Source organism: Pseudomonas sp. GW822-FHT06D10 (genome assembly GCF_058799535.1).
Genome location: NZ_JBXALN010000012.1, coordinates 106,098 through 121,476, shown reverse-complemented (window position 1 = coordinate 121,476; position 15,379 = coordinate 106,098). Strand labels below are relative to the sequence as shown.

Genomic DNA, 15,379 nt, shown 5'->3' with positions numbered 1-15,379 from the left:
GAGACATAGCGCTAAGTTATAAAGCAGGTGACGGAGAATTGACGGCGCTTCCCTGTACCGGCGTTTTGACCGGGGTTGGTGCAGTTTGTGTGCCAGCACGCTTGAGTGCCGCATCCGGTGTTGCATGGGCGGTGCCGGTACCGGTCAGGCTGCGGCGCACATCCAGGTTGCGCGACACCACCAGCACCACCCGGCGATTGCGCGCCCGGCCTTCGGCGGTGGCGTTGTTGGCCACTGGCTGGAACTCACCGTAGCCCACCGAGGCCATGCGCGCCGGGTTCACCCCCTGCATCGCCAGCATGCGCACGATGCTCGCAGAACGGGCCGAGGACAGTTCCCAGTTGGTCGGGTACTGCGCGGTCTGGATCGGCAGGTTGTCGGTGAAGCCCTCGACATGGATCGGGTTGTCGAAGGGTTTGAGGATCTTCGCCACCTTGTCGATGATGGTGAACGCCTGGTCGCTGGGCATGGCATCGCCACTGCCGAACAGCAGGCTGGAGTTGAGTTCGATCTCCACCCACAGTTCATTGCCGCGCACGGTCATCTGGTTGGAGCTGATCAGGTCGCCAAAGGCTGCGCTGATGTCATCGGCGATGCTTTTCAGCGGGTCGCTGGCCCCGGCGATGCCAGCGTCGGTCTGGTCGCTGTCCTTGACCAGGGGCTTGGCCGGGGTCACGGTCTTGGGACGCTCGTCGCCGATGGGAATCGGCTTGAGGCTACGATCGGAGTCGGTGAAGACCCCGATCAAGGCTTCGGAAATGACCTTGTACTTGCCCTCGTTGATCGAGGAAATCGAGTACATGACCACAAAAAACGCGAACAGCAAGGTAATGAAGTCGGCGTAGGAAACCAACCAGCGCTCATGGTTGACGTGTTCTTCATGCTGGCGACGACGGGCCATAATCAGTCCATGAAGCCTTGCAGCTTCAGCTCGATGGAGCGGGGGTTTTCGCCTTCGGCGATCGACAGGATGCCTTCGAGGAGCATTTCCCGGTAACGCGACTGGCGCAAGGCAACGGATTTCAGCTTGGCGGCGATCGGCAGCAGCACCAGGTTGGCACTGGCCACCCCATAGATAGTGGCGACGAAGGCCACGGCGATGCCGCTACCCAGCTGGGATGGATCGGCCAGGTTGCCCATCACGTGGATCAGGCCCATTACCGCGCCGATGATGCCGATGGTCGGCGCATAGCCGCCCATGCTCTCGAACACCTTGGCGGCCTCGATATCACGACTTTCCTGGGTATAGAAATCCACTTCGAGAATGCTGCGGATGGCTTCGGGTTCGGCACCGTCCACCAGCAACTGCAAGCCCTTGCGCGCATAACTGTCAGGCTCGGCATCCGCCACGCCTTCCAGGCCCAGCAGGCCCTCCTTGCGCGCGGTGAGGCTCCAGTTGACCACCCGGTCGATGCCGCCCGGCAGATCGACCCGGGGCGGGAACAGGATCCAGGCAAGGATCTGCATGGCCCGTTTGAAGGCGCTCAGCGGCGACTGCAGCAGTGCCGCACCGATGGTCCCGCCGAGCACGATCAGTGCCGCCGGACCATTGGCCAGGGCCGACAGGTGCCCCCCCTCCAGGTAGTTGCCACCGATGATGGCGACAAACGCCATGATGATCCCGATAAGGCTGAGCACATCCATCAGAGACAGGCCTCGACCAGGTGCCGGCCGATGTCGTCCAGGCTGTACACCGCATCCGCCAGGTTGGCCTTGACGATGGCCATGGGCATGCCATAGATCACACAGCTGGCCTCGTCCTGGGCCCATACCGCACTGCCGCCCTGCTTGAGCAGACGCGCGCCTTCGCGACCGTCGGCGCCCATGCCGGTGAGCACCACCGCCAGAACTTTGTCGCTGTAGGACTTGGCCGCAGAGCCGAAGGTGATATCCACGCACGGCTTGTAGTTCAAGCGCTCATCGCCCGGGAGAATCTTCACCGCACCACGACCGTCGACCATCATCTGCTTGCCGCCAGGCGCCAGCAGCGCCAGGCCCGGACGCAGGATGTCGCCATCCTCGGCTTCCTTGACACTGATGCGGCAGAGCTTGTCCAGACGCTCGGCAAAGGCTTTGGTGAAGGCCGCCGGCATATGCTGGATCAAGACGATGGGGGCCGGGAAGTTGGCCGGCAGCTGGGTCAGGACCCGCTGCAGCGCCACCGGGCCGCCTGTGGACGTACCAATGGCCACCAGCTTGTAGGCCTTGCGCTTGGGTGCCGGCGAATTCGCACTGGCCGCCGGCGCCGCTGCGCGGGCCGGAGCCGGTGCGGGAGCTGGCGAGCGCGAACTGGCGAAGCTCGAAGGAGCAGGTGCCGGCGCACTCGCCGGCTGCGGCGCCGGAGCACTGTAGCTGCTGAAGCGCCGATTGCTGCGCGAGATACTGTGGACCTTCTCGCACAGCAACTGCTTGACCTTCTCGGGATTGCGCGAGATGTCCTCGAAGTTCTTCGGCAGAAAGTCCACCGCCCCGGCATCCAGCGCATCGAGGGTCACTCGGGCTCCTTCGTGGGTCAGGGAGGAGAACATCAGGACCGGCGTCGGGCAGCGCTGCATGATGTGCCGCACTGCGGTGATGCCATCCATCATCGGCATCTCGTAGTCCATGGTGATCACGTCCGGCTTGAGCGCCAGGGCCTGATCGATCGCCTCTTTACCATTGGTCGCCGTGCCGACGACCTGGATATTCGAATCCGCTGAAAGAATTTCCGAGACGCGGCGGCGGAAAAAACCCGAATCGTCCACCACCAGGACTTTGACTGCCATAAACACTCCGTTAGGTGGGGCGAGGCCAACCGCCCCTCCCCGCCGAATCAAATACGCCGTGCGGCGTAACGCTTGAGCATGCTCGGAACATCGAGGATCAGAGCAATGCGGCCGTCACCGGTAATGGTGGCGCCGGACATGCCCGGGGTTCCCTGAAGCATTTTGCCCAAGGGCTTGATGACCACTTCTTCCTGGCCTACCAGTTGGTCGACGACAAAGCCGATCCGCTGGGTACCCACCGAAAGGATCACTACGTGGCCCTCGCGCTGCTCTTCATGAGCGGCGGAACTGACCAGCCAGCGTTTGAGGTAGAACAGGGGCAACGCCTTGTCGCGCACGATCACCACTTCCTGGCCGTCCACCACGTTGGTGCGCGACAGGTCGAGGTGGAAGATCTCGTTGACGTTGACCAGCGGGAAAGCGAATGCCTGGTTGCCGAGCATGACCATCAGGGTCGGCATGATCGCCAGGGTCAATGGCACCTTGATGACGATCTTCGAGCCCTGGCCCTTGGTCGAATAGATGTTGATCGAACCATTGAGCTGGGAAATCTTGGTCTTCACCACGTCCATGCCCACACCGCGACCGGACACATCGGAAATCTCGGTCTTGGTGGAGAAGCCCGGGGCAAAGATCAGGTTGTAGCACTCGGTATCGCTCAGGCGGTCGGCGGCATCCTTGTCCATCACGCCGCGCTTGACGGCGATGGCGCGCAACACGTTCGGGTCCATGCCCTTGCCGTCATCGGAGATCGACAGCAGGATGTGGTCGCCTTCCTGTTCCGCCGCCAGTACCACCTTGCCGCCACGGGACTTGCCCGAGGCTTCGCGCTCTTCCGGCGATTCGATGCCGTGGTCCACCGCGTTGCGCACCAAGTGCACCAGCGGGTCGGCCAGGGCCTCTACCAGGTTCTTGTCGAGGTCGGTTTCTTCCCCCACCAGTTCCAGGTTGATCTCTTTCTTGAGCTGTCGGGCCAGATCGCGAACCAGGCGCGGGAAGCGCCCGAAGACCTTCTTGATCGGCTGCATGCGGGTCTTCATCACCGCGGTCTGCAGGTCGGCAGTCACCACGTCGAGGTTCGACACGGCCTTGGACATGGCTTCGTCGCCGCTGTTGAGGCCCAGGCGCACCAGGCGGTTACGCACCAGCACCAGCTCGCCCACCATGTTCATGATTTCGTCCAGGCGCGCGGTATCGACACGCACCGTGGTTTCCGCTTCGCTGGCAGGCTTTTCCGCCGGCGGGGCCGCAGCGGCGGCGCGAGCCGGGGCCGGGGCCGCAGCAGGAGCAGCGGCAGCTTTCGGCGCCTCGGCCTTGGGCTCGGGCTTCTTCGCCGCCGGCTTGACGACGGCAGCGGTGGCCGCCGCAGCCGGAGCCGCAGTAGCCGCGGCTGGCTTGGCCGCACCCGGGGTTTCGGAGAATTTGCCCTTGCCGTGCAACTCATCCAGCAGGGATTCGAATTCGTGATCGGTGATCAGGTCGCTGCCGGCTGCGGCTGCGCTTGGTGCGGCTGCGGCAGGAGCGGCAGGCGCCGCCGCCACGGCCGAATCCAGGGCCTCCACGGCGAAGTTGCCCTTGCCATGCAACTGGTCCAGCAATGCTTCGAATTCATCGTCGGTGATCTCATCACCTGCGCCAGCCGCACCACTGGTGGCACTGGCCGCGGCCGGTGCCACGGCATCCGGGGCGAACTGGCCCTTGCCGTGCAACTGATCGAGCAGGGATTCGAACTCGGCGTCGGTGATTTCATCGCTGGCCGGCTCGCCCTGGGCCGCAGGTGCGGCGGCAGGCGCTGCTTCGGCTTCGGCCTTGGCGGCATTCAGCGAGTCGAGCAACAGCTCGAATTCGTTATCGGTGATGTCCCCTGCCGGGCTTTCTTCAGCCACAGGCTCGGCAACCGGCTCAACCACCTCTTCCACAGCAGGTGCTGCAGGCTCGGCACCGGCAGGTTCGGCCAGGCGCGCCAGGGCCGCCAGCAACTCCGGTGTGGCAGCGGTGATTTCGGTGCGCTCACGGACCTGGCTGAACATGCCGTTCACCGCGTCCAGAGCTTCAAGCACCACGTCCATCAGTTCCGAGTCGACTCGCCGCTCACCCTTGCGCAGGATGTCGAAGACGTTCTCGGCGATGTGGCAGCACTCCACCAGCTCATTGAGCTGGAGGAAGCCGGCGCCCCCTTTAACAGTGTGAAAACCGCGAAAAATTGCATTGAGCAAATCCGCATCATCCGGCCGGCTTTCCAGCTCGACCAGTTGTTCGGACAGTTGCTCTAGAATCTCGCCGGCCTCAACCAGGAAATCCTGAAGGATCTCTTCATCGGCGCCGAAGCTCATTAATGGGTGCTCCTAGAATCCAAGGCTGGAAAGCAAATCGTCTACATCGTCCTGACCGGACATAACGTCTTCCCGTTTATCGGCATGAATCTGCGGACCTTCACCCTTGGCGAGATGTTTTTGCGGATCTTTTTCAGCGAGGATCGATTCACGGTCATGTTCGATACCGGCGAAACGATCGACCTGGCTGGCCATCAAGACGAGTTTGAGCAGATTGCTTTCGACTTCCGTGACCAACTGGGTCACACGCTTGATCACCTGACCGGTCAGGTCCTGGTAATCCTGCGCCAGCAGAATGTCGTTGAGGTGGCCGGAAACGGTACGGGTTTCCTGTTCGCTGCGCGTCAGGAAACTGTCGACCCGGCGCGCCAGCTCGCGAAACTCTTCAGCGCCGACCTCGCGCCGCATGAAGCGCCCCCAGTCTGCGCTCAAGGCCTGGGCTTCAGTGCTCAGGCCGTTGACCAGCGGGGTGCTGCTCTCCACCAGGTCCATGGTGCGGTTGGCTGCGGCTTCCGTCAGCCGGACCACATAGGACAGGCGCTCAGTGGCATCCGTGATCTGTGAAACTTCCTCGGCTTGCGGCATGTGCGGGTCAATCTGGAAATTGACGATCGCGCTATGCAGCTCGCGGGTGAGCTTGCCCACTTCCTGGTACAGGCCGCGGTCACGGGTCTGATTGAGCTCATGGATCAATTGCACCGCTTCGCCGAACCGGCCCTTTTCAAGGCTCTCGACCAGTTCCAGCGCATGTTTTTTCAGGGTCGACTCAAAGTCGCCCAGTGAAGATTCGTTATGCTCCATAGCTCCCCCGTGGCGGAATGGCTACGCGTCTCAACCGATGCGTTCGAAGATTTTTTCGATCTTCTCTTTCAACGCCTGAGCCGTGAATGGTTTGACGACATAGCCGTTTACGCCGGCCTGGGCAGCTTCGATGATCTGCTCGCGCTTGGCTTCAGCAGTCACCATCAATACCGGCAGGTGCTTGAGTTTTTCATCGGCGCGCACGTGGCGCAGCAGGTCGATACCGGTCATGCCCGGCATGTTCCAGTCCGTTACCAGAAAGTCGATGCTCCCGCTGTTGAGTACCGGAATGGCGGTAGTGCCATCGTCGGCCTCGACCGTGTTGGTGAATCCCAGATCACGCAACAGGTTCTTAATGATCCGCCGCATCGTTGAAAAGTCATCAACGATGAGGATTTTCATGTTCTTGTCCAATTCGACCTCCAAGCAGTCTTAAACGCATCCAGCACCTGAACGCGCCATTCAATCAATCCGGCATAACACACAACGACTGCATGGAGCACATACTGCAAGACCGGTGCAGCGCTTGCTTCACCGGTCCTGAACGCAGTGTCCCCACACTGCCTGTCAGCGCGCTCGCCACTCCCCCAAACGCCCCCGCAAACGGGCTGCGCACTGGCTGTGTAACTGGCTGACCCGCGATTCGCTGACCCCCAGGACCTCACCGATTTCCTTGAGGTTCAGCTCTTCGTCGTAGTACAGCGCCAACACCAGTCGCTCGCGCTCCGGCAAATTGGCAATCGCATCCGCCAACGCGGCCTGGAAGCGTTCATCCTCCAGGTCCCGTGACGGCTCGAGATGAGCACTGGCGCCATCCTCATGCAGCCCTTCATGCTCGCCGTCCTGCAACAGGTCGTCGAAACTGAACAGGCGGCTGCCCAAGGTGTCGTTCAAAATCCCGTAATAATCGTCGAGACTCAATTGAAGTTCGGCCGCAACTTCATGATCTTTAGCGTCACGACCGGTTTTAGCTTCAATTGCGCGAATCGCATCACTGACCATGCGCGTATTACGGTGCACCGAACGCGGTGCCCAGTCGCCTTTACGAACCTCGTCGAGCATCGCCCCACGGATACGGATACCCGCGTAGGTTTCGAAACTCGCCCCCTTGCTCGCGTCGTATTTGGTCGACACTTCGAGCAAACCGATCATCCCGGCCTGAATCAGGTCTTCTACCTGAACACTGGCCGGCAACCGCGCCAGCAGGTGATAGGCAATACGCTTGACCAGAGGCGCGTAGCGCTCGATCAATTCGTACTGGCTGTCACGCGCCGACTTCTTGTAGAGGTTGTAGCCACTGGCAGTCATAGCACCGGTCCCGCTGTTTGATGCACTAGCCGCTCGACAAAAAACTCCAGATGCCCGCGTGGGTTCGCCGGCAACGGCCAGGTATCGACTTTTTGCGCGATGGCCTTGAACGCCAATGCACACTTCGAACGAGGAAAGGCTTCATAGACCGCACGCTGCTTTTGCACGGCCTTGCGTACGCTTTCGTCGTAGGGAACTGCGCCGACGTATTGTAAGGCCACGTCCAGGAAGCGATCCGTGACCTTGGTCAATTTTGCAAACAGGTTGCGACCTTCCTGAGGGCTCTGAGCCATGTTGGCCAGGACCCGGAAACGGTTCATGCCGTAGTCGCGGTTGAGCAGTTTGATCAGCGCGTAGGCGTCCGTGATCGAGGTCGGCTCGTCGCACACCACCAGCAGTACTTCCTGGGCCGCGCGGACAAAGCTGACTACCGAGTCACCAATACCCGCAGCGGTGTCGATCACCAGCACATCGAGATTGTCGCCGATATCGCTGAAGGCCTGGATCAGGCCAGCGTGCTGCGCGGGGCTCAGGTGCACCATGCTCTGGGTACCCGAGGCGGCCGGTACGATGCGGATGCCTCCAGGGCCCTGGAGCAGCACATCGCGCAGCTCGCAACGGCCCTCGATGACGTCGGCCAGGGTATGTTTGGGAGTCAGGCCCAGCAGGACATCGACATTGGCCAGTCCCAGGTCGGCATCCAGCAGCAAGACCCGCCGGCCGAGCTCAGCCAGAGCCAGGGACAAGTTCACTGACACATTAGTCTTGCCGACGCCACCTTTGCCGCCGGTCACCGCAATCACCTGTACGGGATGCATGCTGCCCATGTTCTTTCTTTACCTTGTCTTACTTAGACGGGGCCACATAACTGGCTGCGCGTTCACCATTGGAACAATGCATGGCAGACCATCGATGTAGATACACTGCAATCTATTCATGATTACCTCAGCCAACCCGTTTGGACGGGCTGTGGTAAAGGTCAGCGAACATGTCGGCCATGGCTTCCTCGCTGGGTTCTTCCTGCATCTGTACGCTTACCGCGCGACTCACCAGCTGATGCCGGCGAGGCAGGTGCAGATCGTCAGGAATCCGCGGACCATCGGTGAGATAGGCAACCGGCAGTTCATGACTGATGGCCAGGCTCAGCACTTCGCCAAGACTGGCTGTTTCATCAAGTTTAGTCAGGATGCAACCGGCCAGGCCGCAGCGTTTGTAGCTGTGGTAGGCGGCGGTCAGCACCTGTTTCTGGCTGGTGGTAGCCAGTACCAGATAGTTCTTCGCACGAATGCCACGACCGGCCAGGCTCTCCAGTTGCATGCGCAACGCCGGATCGCTGGCCTGCAGGCCGGCGGTATCGATCAGCACCACGCGCTTGCGCAGCAGCGGATCCAGTGCCTGGGCCAGGGACTGGCCCGGGTCCACATGGGTCACCGACACATTGAGGATGCGCCCCAGGGTCTTGAGCTGCTCCTGGGCGCCGATGCGGTAGCTGTCCATGCTCACCAGGGCAATGTTCTGCGCCCCGTACTTGAGCACGTAGCGCGCCGCCAGCTTGGCCAGGGTGGTGGTCTTGCCCATGCCGGCCGGGCCGACCATGGCGATCACACCGCCCTCTTCCAGAGGCTCGACTTCCGGGGTCTGGATCATTCGCGCCAGGTGCGCCAGCAACATGCGCCAGGCCTGACGGGGTTCGTTGATTTCGGTAATCAGTGCCAGCAGGTCGCGGGCCAGCGGGCCCGACAGGCCGATGCGCTGCAGGCGACGCCAGAGGTTGGCCTGCTCCGGACGGCTGCCCTGCAACTGGCTCCAGGCCAGGGAGCCGAGCTGCACTTCCAGCAGTTCGCGCAGACCGTTGAGCTCGAAACGCATCGAGTCCAGCGCCCGCGTATCGGCAGGTGGCGCTGCAGGAGCCGGCGCCGGGCGCGGACGCTCGGTCAGGGTCGGCTCGATCAGGGGCTCGGCCGCGGTCAACGGCAGGCCGGCGAACAGCTGGCGATTGGTGATCGAGGCACTGTCGCCCTCGCCCCGCAGGCTCAGTTCGGCCTGGGCGGTGACAATCCGCGACTGGGTCTTGCGCAGCTCGTCCTCGAGTTCCATGTTCGGAACCCGTGGCGACAAGGCCGACAACTTGTAATCCAGCGCAGCCGTCAGCTCGACACCGCCGGCGATCCGCCGGTTGCCGATGATGGCGGCTTCAGCGCCCAACTCATCACGAACCAGTTTCATGGCCTGACGCATATCGGCGGCGAAAAAACGCTTAACTTGCATAACCCACTACCTCAGCCGTTGGGCCCTACTGTCGCAACGATGGTCACTTGCTTGTTGTCCGGAATTTCCTGGTACGCCAGCACATGCAAACCCGGGACGGCGAGACGGCCGAACCGCGAGAGCATGGCGCGGACCGGCCCCGCTACCAACAGAATCACCGGTTGACCTTGCATCTCTTGACGCTGCGCCGCATCGATCAGCGAACGCTGCAGCTTCTCTGCCATGCTTGGCTCCAGCAGAACGCCTTCTTCCTGGCCTTGTCCTGCCTTCTGCAGACTGCTGAGCAAAATTTGTTCCAACCTTGGCTCCAAGGTGATCACAGGCAGCTCAGACTCAGTGCCTACAATGCTTTGGACGATGGCACGAGACAATCCGACGCGTACCGCGGCAACCAAAGCGGCAGTATCTTGACTCTTGGCGGCATTGTTGGCGATGGCTTCGGCAATGCTGCGGATGTCGCGTACCGGCACCTGCTCGGCCAGCAGCGCTTGCAGGACCTTGAGCAACTGCGACAGCGACAGCACGCCCGGCACCAATTCCTCGGCCAGCTTCGGCGAACTCTTGGACAACACTTGCAGCAACTGCTGGACCTCTTCGTGGCCGATCAGTTCGCTGGAGTGCTTGTACAGAATCTGGTTCAAGTGGGTGGCGACCACGGTACTGGCGTCCACCACGGTGTAGCCCAGGGACTGCGCCTGCGGCCGTTGGCTGATTTCGATCCACACCGCTTCCAGACCAAAGGCCGGGTCCCGAGCGGAGATGCCGTTGAGCGTGCCATAGACCTGCCCCGGGTTGATCGCCAGCTCGCGATCCGGATAGATCTCCGCTTCGGCCAGGATCACCCCCATCAGGGTCAGGCGGTAGGCGCTCGGCGCCAGGTCCAGGTTGTCGCGGATATGCACCGTGGGCATGAGAAAGCCCAGGTCCTGGGAGAGCTTCTTGCGCACCCCCTTGATCCGCGCCAGCAATTGCCCGCCCTGGTTGCGATCCACCAGGGGAATCAGGCGGTAACCGACTTCCAGGCCGATCATGTCGATCGGCGTCACGTCGTCCCAACCCAACTCCTTGGTTTCCAGGGCACGGGCCGGGGAAGGCAGCAGGTCCTGTTGACGCTGGACCTCTTCCAGAGCCTTGACCTTGACCTGGTTCTGTTTTTTCCAGACCAGGTAAGCGGCGCCACCGGCCACGGCCGCCAGGCTGAGGAAGGAGACGTGCGGCATGCCCGGCACCAGCCCCATCACGGCCATCAGGCCGGCTGCCACCGCCAGCGCCTTGGGCGAAGCGAACATCTGGCGGTTGATCTGCTTGCCCATGTCTTCGGAACCCGAAGCCCGGGTCACCATGATCGCCGCCGCAGTGGACAGCAACAGTGATGGCAATTGCGCCACCAAACCGTCACCGATGGTCAGCAAGGCGTATACCCGGCCCGCATCGCCAAAGCTCATGTTGTGCTGGAAGATACCGACGGCCATGCCGCCGATCAGGTTGATGAACAGGATCAGCAAACCGGCGATGGCGTCACCGCGCACGAATTTGCTGGCACCGTCCATGGAACCGTAGAACTCGGCCTCCTGGGCCACTTCGAGACGGCGCAGCTTGGCCTGGTTCTGGTCGATCAGGCCGGCGTTCAAGTCAGCATCGATGGCCATCTGCTTGCCGGGCATGGCGTCCAGGGTGAAGCGCGCGCTCACCTCGGAAATACGGCCGGCACCCTTGGTCACCACCACGAAGTTGATGATCATGAGGATCGCAAAGACCACGATACCGACCACGTAGTTGCCGCCGATCACCACCTCACCGAAGGCCTGGATCACCTTACCGGCAGCGGCGTGGCCCTCCTGGCCATGGAGCATCACCACCCGGGTCGAGGCCACGTTGAGCGCCAGGCGCAGCAGCGTGGCCACCAGCAGAATGGTGGGGAACACGGCAAAGTCCAGCGGCCGCAGGGCGTACACGCACACCAGCAGAACCACGATCGACAAAGCGATGTTGAACGTGAAGAACACGTCCAGCAGGAACGCCGGGACCGGCAACATCATCATGGCCAGCATGACCAACAGCAGCACCGGCACACCCAGATTGCCTCGACCGAGGTCAGCCAGGTTGCTGCGAGCCGTGTTGATTAACTGAGAGCGATCCACCGATTTACCCCGTTCCGTAAAGCAAACTTTTGACGCCTGAAGCGGCACGGGGCTGCTACTGCAAGAAACCTTCCAACTTTTACCGAAAGGAAATATGGCGCCGGCATTGAGCCGAAAATGCCGGAAACCTCAGAGTGGCCGTGATTAATCCGGCAGCCAGGCAGCACGCCACGCCATCAATGCGCTAGCGTCCAGCATCCAGTCGCGCCGGACGACTTCACGCAGGGCATCCCCGGCCCGGGCATTGGCCTGTGGATCATCCAGATGCATGCGGATCGCCGCCCTCCAGTCCTGGAAGTGATTGGCAACCCGAGTCACCGGCAAATCACCGCGGAAACACGCCAGATCACTGCAGATGACCGGATAACCACAGGCGCCATACTCCAGGAGACGCAGGTTGCTCTTGCACTCGTTGAGCAGACTCTGCTGCATGGGCGCTACTGCCAGATCCAGATTCAGCCCGGCCAGCGCCGCCGGATACAGGCTGATCTCCACACCACGATGCACTTCCTTGACATAGGGCAGCAGTTCCTCGGGACAAGCCCCCATGAACACCCAGTCGACTTCCGTCGCCAGGGCTTTCACCACCTCGCCGATCACTTGAAGATTGGCCAGCTGCCAGTCCGCGCCTGCCCACCCTACCCGGGGCTTGTCGCCGGCACACCGCTGGCTGCTTGGCAACGCCCCCCAGCCCTGCTGGTCCAGACGACTGTGGATGACCCGGGTATCCGGATGCAGGCCATGCAGAGCGTCGGCCAGGGCTTCGGTGGACACCACCAGGCGATCGACGCAGGCCACGGCTTCGCGCAAATAGTAGGAAATATCCCCAGGCGTCATGCCCTGGGCAGCCTCCCCAACAGCCAGGCTTGGCAGGTGATCGTTCAGCTCAAAGACCTTGAAACTGCGCGAGAAGGCTTGCGCACGACGCATGGCGCTGAGCGACTCCTCGCCGATGTGGCGCTGGAAAACCATCGAATCCGGGGCCACTCGCGCCAGTTCGGCCGGCGATAACAGCGCCATCGACAGCACCCCGTCGATCAGGCCCGCCGAACTCTGCTCCTCCATCGGTCGAATGGCCCGATAGTGACCACTGCCATAACGATCCGAAGGATGCACCAGCACCACTGGCAACGGGCGCCAGATCAGCGGACGCCAACTTAACGACGGCTCGGCCAGTTGGAAGCCCTTTGGCTGCCCCAGGGAAAAATTCAGGTTGTAGGCCGGGTCCCGCGCCAGCACCGAAAGCCAGCGCTGGGACAAGGCATCTTCATCCCGCGGCGCAAACGCGGCCGGCGGCATACCGTGCATGACCCGCGCACGCGGCGTCCACACGGTCAGATAACCATGGCCCGCCAGGCGCAGGCACAGGTCAATATCCGCTCCCGCCTCAGGGAACAGCTCGGCATCCCAGCCACCCACCCCATCAAACAGGGCTTTACGTACCATCAGGCAGATGTCGGCGACCGCACTGCAATTGCGATCCACCTGCAAGCCATTCATGTACCCGGCAGCGTCGGCCTGCTGCCCGGCAAATGCTGCCGCCCCGCCGGCCGCCAGCCCCAGGATCAATCCGCCATGGCTCACTTCGCCATCACTGGAGAGCGCTTTGGCCCCCACTACCGCCACCTCCTGGCGCAGCGCGTGATTCAACAGCGCATCAATCCAGCCACCGTCGAAGATCGCCGTCAGCGCACGCAGGAATACCAGATATTCACCAGAAGCCTGCTGCGCCCCCAGGTTGTTGGCGGTGGAACGATCCACGGCATAAGGCAGGCTGACTACCCGGATACGCTCAGCCGACAGCTCCGCGACAGCCTGCAACCACTGCCTTGCCTCTGCGGCCTGACAGGCGTTATCGACGATCAGCAACTCGTAGAAAGGGTAACGGGTGTGCTCCAGGACACTGAAAATACAGCGCTGCGCCGCCGCCAGGTCGTCACTCACCACCACCACGATCGATACCAGGGGGCGGGCCTGGTGCCCGTAGTCGATCAGATAGTGTCCCGCAAGCGAGCTGTCGACCTGCGCGCTGGCATAGCCACGCTGCGACAGGTGCTCGACCAGCGCACGGCGCTCATCTTCATTTTCATCCAGGGCCACGGGCGGACAACTCAGCAGCAATTCCGGGATATGCCCGAAACCGTCAATGCCACCTTGATTGATCAGGCGCAGGATCAGCTCGAACTCCAGGGCCCGCGCGTAGGCACCATCAAAACCACCCGCCTCGATCAGCACCCGACGCCTGAAGATCCAGTGACGCGCCAGCACCCCCGGGAAACTCAGCAGGTAATCCAGGTTGAAGTCCGGGCGCAGCATGACCCCCGTGTCGCCATTGGCTTCTCGCAGCACGCCATCACAGAACACTGCACGGCAGTCGGGATCCGGCAGCAACTCCAGGCTGGCGACCAACAGGCCGCTTGGCGTGAACTCATCACCGGCGCGGACCAGCACACACCATTCGCATGCATCTTCTTGCAGCAAACGATTGACCTGCTCTGCGTAGTTCGCCTGAACCGGTGTGAAGTGCAGCTCGGCGCCGCCGGCAACCAAGCCAGGCGCCTCATGCCCCAGTACCGTCACTTTCAGTTGCACAAGCCCCTGCGGCTGCGCCGCCAGGCTATGCAGGGTGCGCGCCAGCGCCTGGGCATCCGCGGCCAGATCAAGGACGATGATGCCGATTGAAGGAGCACCGCCGCCGGACTGCAGATAGCCCTCCATCAAATGCAACTGGGTCGGGCTTGGCACCCGCTGCTCGATCCAGCTGTTGATCTGCCGGTCGGCCACGCCCTTGGCGTAACTCTGGCGCAGAGCAGCCAGGATATCCACCGGCTCGAACCTGTCGCCGCCATACAGGGAACGCACCGAAACCAGATGGTTATCCAGCCCCCCTCGATGCCAGCCCAGTTCGCGCAATGTCCGTTTGAAATCAGCGTGCCCCTGGTTACCGATACCCGGCTTGTCGCGCCCCTGCTGACTGCCCTGCTGCAGGGACACTCGGAAATCGGTCAGCGGCTGCTTCAGCAACGCCAGGTTGCCCTTTTGCAGCAGCTTCACATACATCGCCAGGTCGCCCACCCAATAGATCAGGCAACCATTGAGCGACATAAGGCCATCCCCCAGCGCCAGCAGATCCTCTCGGCGACAAAGCACGCAACTCGGCTCGCCGATGAAGTTGAGGCTATGGTCGGCCAGCAGGCTGGTCAGCTCCTTGCCATCGATAACCACATCGGTAGCGAAAGGCAGGGATGTGGCCAGGGCATCCGGTTGCGGGACCCCGTCGGAATCGATCAGGCGGCGACGCGAAGACGCCATGGCCACAGAGGGATCTGACTCCATCGCAGCCACCAGTTGCGCGACACATTCAGGGTGCAATACATCGTCGTCATGGAGGAACTTGATGTACTTTCCACTGGCGACTTTTATGCACTCAATGGCATTGAAGAGCTCGCCGCGCAGAGACTCATTGAACTCATAGCGAATCGGAAAAGAGCAGGACTCCTGATAACGAGCCGTGCACTCACGGATGGTTCCGGTACGCGAGTCATCGCATACCACCACCTCCAGATGCTCGTAGCTCTGCGCACAGACACTGGCCAGCGCCGCTTCAAAGTAAGTTGCCTTGTAAGCAGGAATGACCACACTGACCAGTGGCTTTGCGCTCATATAAACCTTCTTGCTAGTTAATGCCGATAGCCCGCCACCTTCGCTCGAGTGGCACAGGCCCAATCAAATGGCGCGCCAATGCAGCGCGCCAGCACGCAGA

At 61.8% G+C, this 15,379-nt stretch carries 11 protein-coding genes; all 11 read right to left on the bottom strand.

Annotation, left to right across the window (positions count from 1 at the left end):
* Positions 1–16: 16 nt before the first annotated feature.
* The 11 genes from motD to AC1RL5_RS30610 all read right to left on the bottom strand — a co-directional run bounded on the left by motD (position 17) and on the right by AC1RL5_RS30610 (position 15,279).
* Positions 17–901, bottom strand: a complete 885-nt coding sequence (gene motD, locus AC1RL5_RS30660; protein WP_072451670.1) for a flagellar motor protein MotD — start codon at positions 899–901, stop codon at positions 17–19.
* Positions 902–903: 2 nt separating this feature from the next.
* On the bottom strand, positions 904–1,644 hold the full coding sequence (locus AC1RL5_RS30655; RefSeq protein WP_011060007.1) for a flagellar motor protein: 741 nt from the start codon (positions 1,642–1,644) through the stop codon (positions 904–906).
* Entirely contained in the window at positions 1,644–2,765 is a 1,122-nt protein-coding gene (locus tag AC1RL5_RS30650; protein WP_011060006.1) for a protein-glutamate methylesterase/protein-glutamine glutaminase, read from the bottom strand. Before AC1RL5_RS30650 ends, AC1RL5_RS30655 begins: the two co-directional genes overlap by 1 nt.
* Before the next feature lie 47 nt (positions 2,766–2,812).
* A complete protein-coding gene (locus AC1RL5_RS30645) occupies positions 2,813–5,098 on the bottom strand; it encodes a chemotaxis protein CheA (protein ID WP_072451671.1) in 2,286 nt (761 codons plus the stop codon).
* Between the two features lie 12 nt (positions 5,099–5,110).
* The gene (locus AC1RL5_RS30640; protein WP_011060004.1) at positions 5,111–5,899 is read right to left on the bottom strand and encodes a protein phosphatase CheZ; all 789 of its coding nucleotides are present in this window, start codon (positions 5,897–5,899) and stop codon (positions 5,111–5,113) included.
* Positions 5,900–5,929: 30 nt separating this feature from the next.
* Positions 5,930–6,301 carry a chemotaxis response regulator CheY gene (locus AC1RL5_RS30635; RefSeq protein WP_003183998.1) on the bottom strand — a complete coding sequence of 124 codons (372 nt, stop codon included), beginning with the start codon at positions 6,299–6,301 and terminating at the stop codon, positions 5,930–5,932.
* A 165-nt stretch (positions 6,302–6,466) separates the two neighbouring features.
* Positions 6,467–7,207, bottom strand: a complete 741-nt coding sequence (gene fliA / locus AC1RL5_RS30630) for an RNA polymerase sigma factor FliA (protein ID WP_011060003.1) — start codon at positions 7,205–7,207, stop codon at positions 6,467–6,469.
* The gene (fleN, locus tag AC1RL5_RS30625) at positions 7,204–8,034 is read right to left on the bottom strand and encodes a flagellar synthesis regulator FleN (RefSeq protein ID WP_011060002.1); all 831 of its coding nucleotides are present in this window, start codon (positions 8,032–8,034) and stop codon (positions 7,204–7,206) included. Before fleN ends, fliA begins: the two co-directional genes overlap by 4 nt.
* 118 nt (positions 8,035–8,152) lie before the next feature.
* Positions 8,153–9,475, bottom strand: coding sequence for a flagellar biosynthesis GTPase FlhF (gene flhF, locus AC1RL5_RS30620; RefSeq protein ID WP_011060001.1), 1,323 nt, complete (start codon positions 9,473–9,475; stop codon positions 8,153–8,155).
* Between the two features lie 11 nt (positions 9,476–9,486).
* Positions 9,487–11,616: a flagellar biosynthesis protein FlhA gene (gene flhA / locus AC1RL5_RS30615; protein WP_065363384.1), complete on the bottom strand. Its 2,130-nt coding sequence runs from the start codon at positions 11,614–11,616 to the stop codon at positions 9,487–9,489.
* A 144-nt stretch (positions 11,617–11,760) separates the two neighbouring features.
* Complete coding sequence (locus tag AC1RL5_RS30610; protein WP_492590157.1) at positions 11,761–15,279, bottom strand: glycosyltransferase; 3,519 nt, start codon at positions 15,277–15,279, stop codon at positions 11,761–11,763.
* Positions 15,280–15,379 lie beyond the last annotated feature (100 nt).

Excerpts from the sequence above, each read along its gene's own strand:
- AC1RL5_RS30635 (WP_003183998.1), bottom strand. The coding sequence starts at position 6,301 with ATGAAAATCCTCATCGTTGATGACTTTTCAACGATGCGGCGGATCATT.
- AC1RL5_RS30645 (WP_072451671.1), bottom strand. The coding sequence starts at position 5,098 with ATGAGCTTCGGCGCCGATGAAGAGATCCTTCAGGATTTCCTGGTTGAG.
- AC1RL5_RS30640 (WP_011060004.1), bottom strand. The coding sequence starts at position 5,899 with ATGGAGCATAACGAATCTTCACTGGGCGACTTTGAGTCGACCCTGAAA.
- fleN (WP_011060002.1), bottom strand. The coding sequence starts at position 8,034 with ATGGGCAGCATGCATCCCGTACAGGTGATTGCGGTGACCGGCGGCAAA.
- AC1RL5_RS30650 (WP_011060006.1), bottom strand. The coding sequence starts at position 2,765 with ATGGCAGTCAAAGTCCTGGTGGTGGACGATTCGGGTTTTTTCCGCCGC.
- flhF (WP_011060001.1), bottom strand. The coding sequence starts at position 9,475 with ATGCAAGTTAAGCGTTTTTTCGCCGCCGATATGCGTCAGGCCATGAAA.
- AC1RL5_RS30655 (WP_011060007.1), bottom strand. The coding sequence starts at position 1,644 with ATGGATGTGCTCAGCCTTATCGGGATCATCATGGCGTTTGTCGCCATC.
- motD (WP_072451670.1), bottom strand. The coding sequence starts at position 901 with ATGGCCCGTCGTCGCCAGCATGAAGAACACGTCAACCATGAGCGCTGG.
- AC1RL5_RS30610 (WP_492590157.1), bottom strand. The coding sequence starts at position 15,279 with ATGAGCGCAAAGCCACTGGTCAGTGTGGTCATTCCTGCTTACAAGGCA.
- fliA (WP_011060003.1), bottom strand. The coding sequence starts at position 7,207 with ATGACTGCCAGTGGCTACAACCTCTACAAGAAGTCGGCGCGTGACAGC.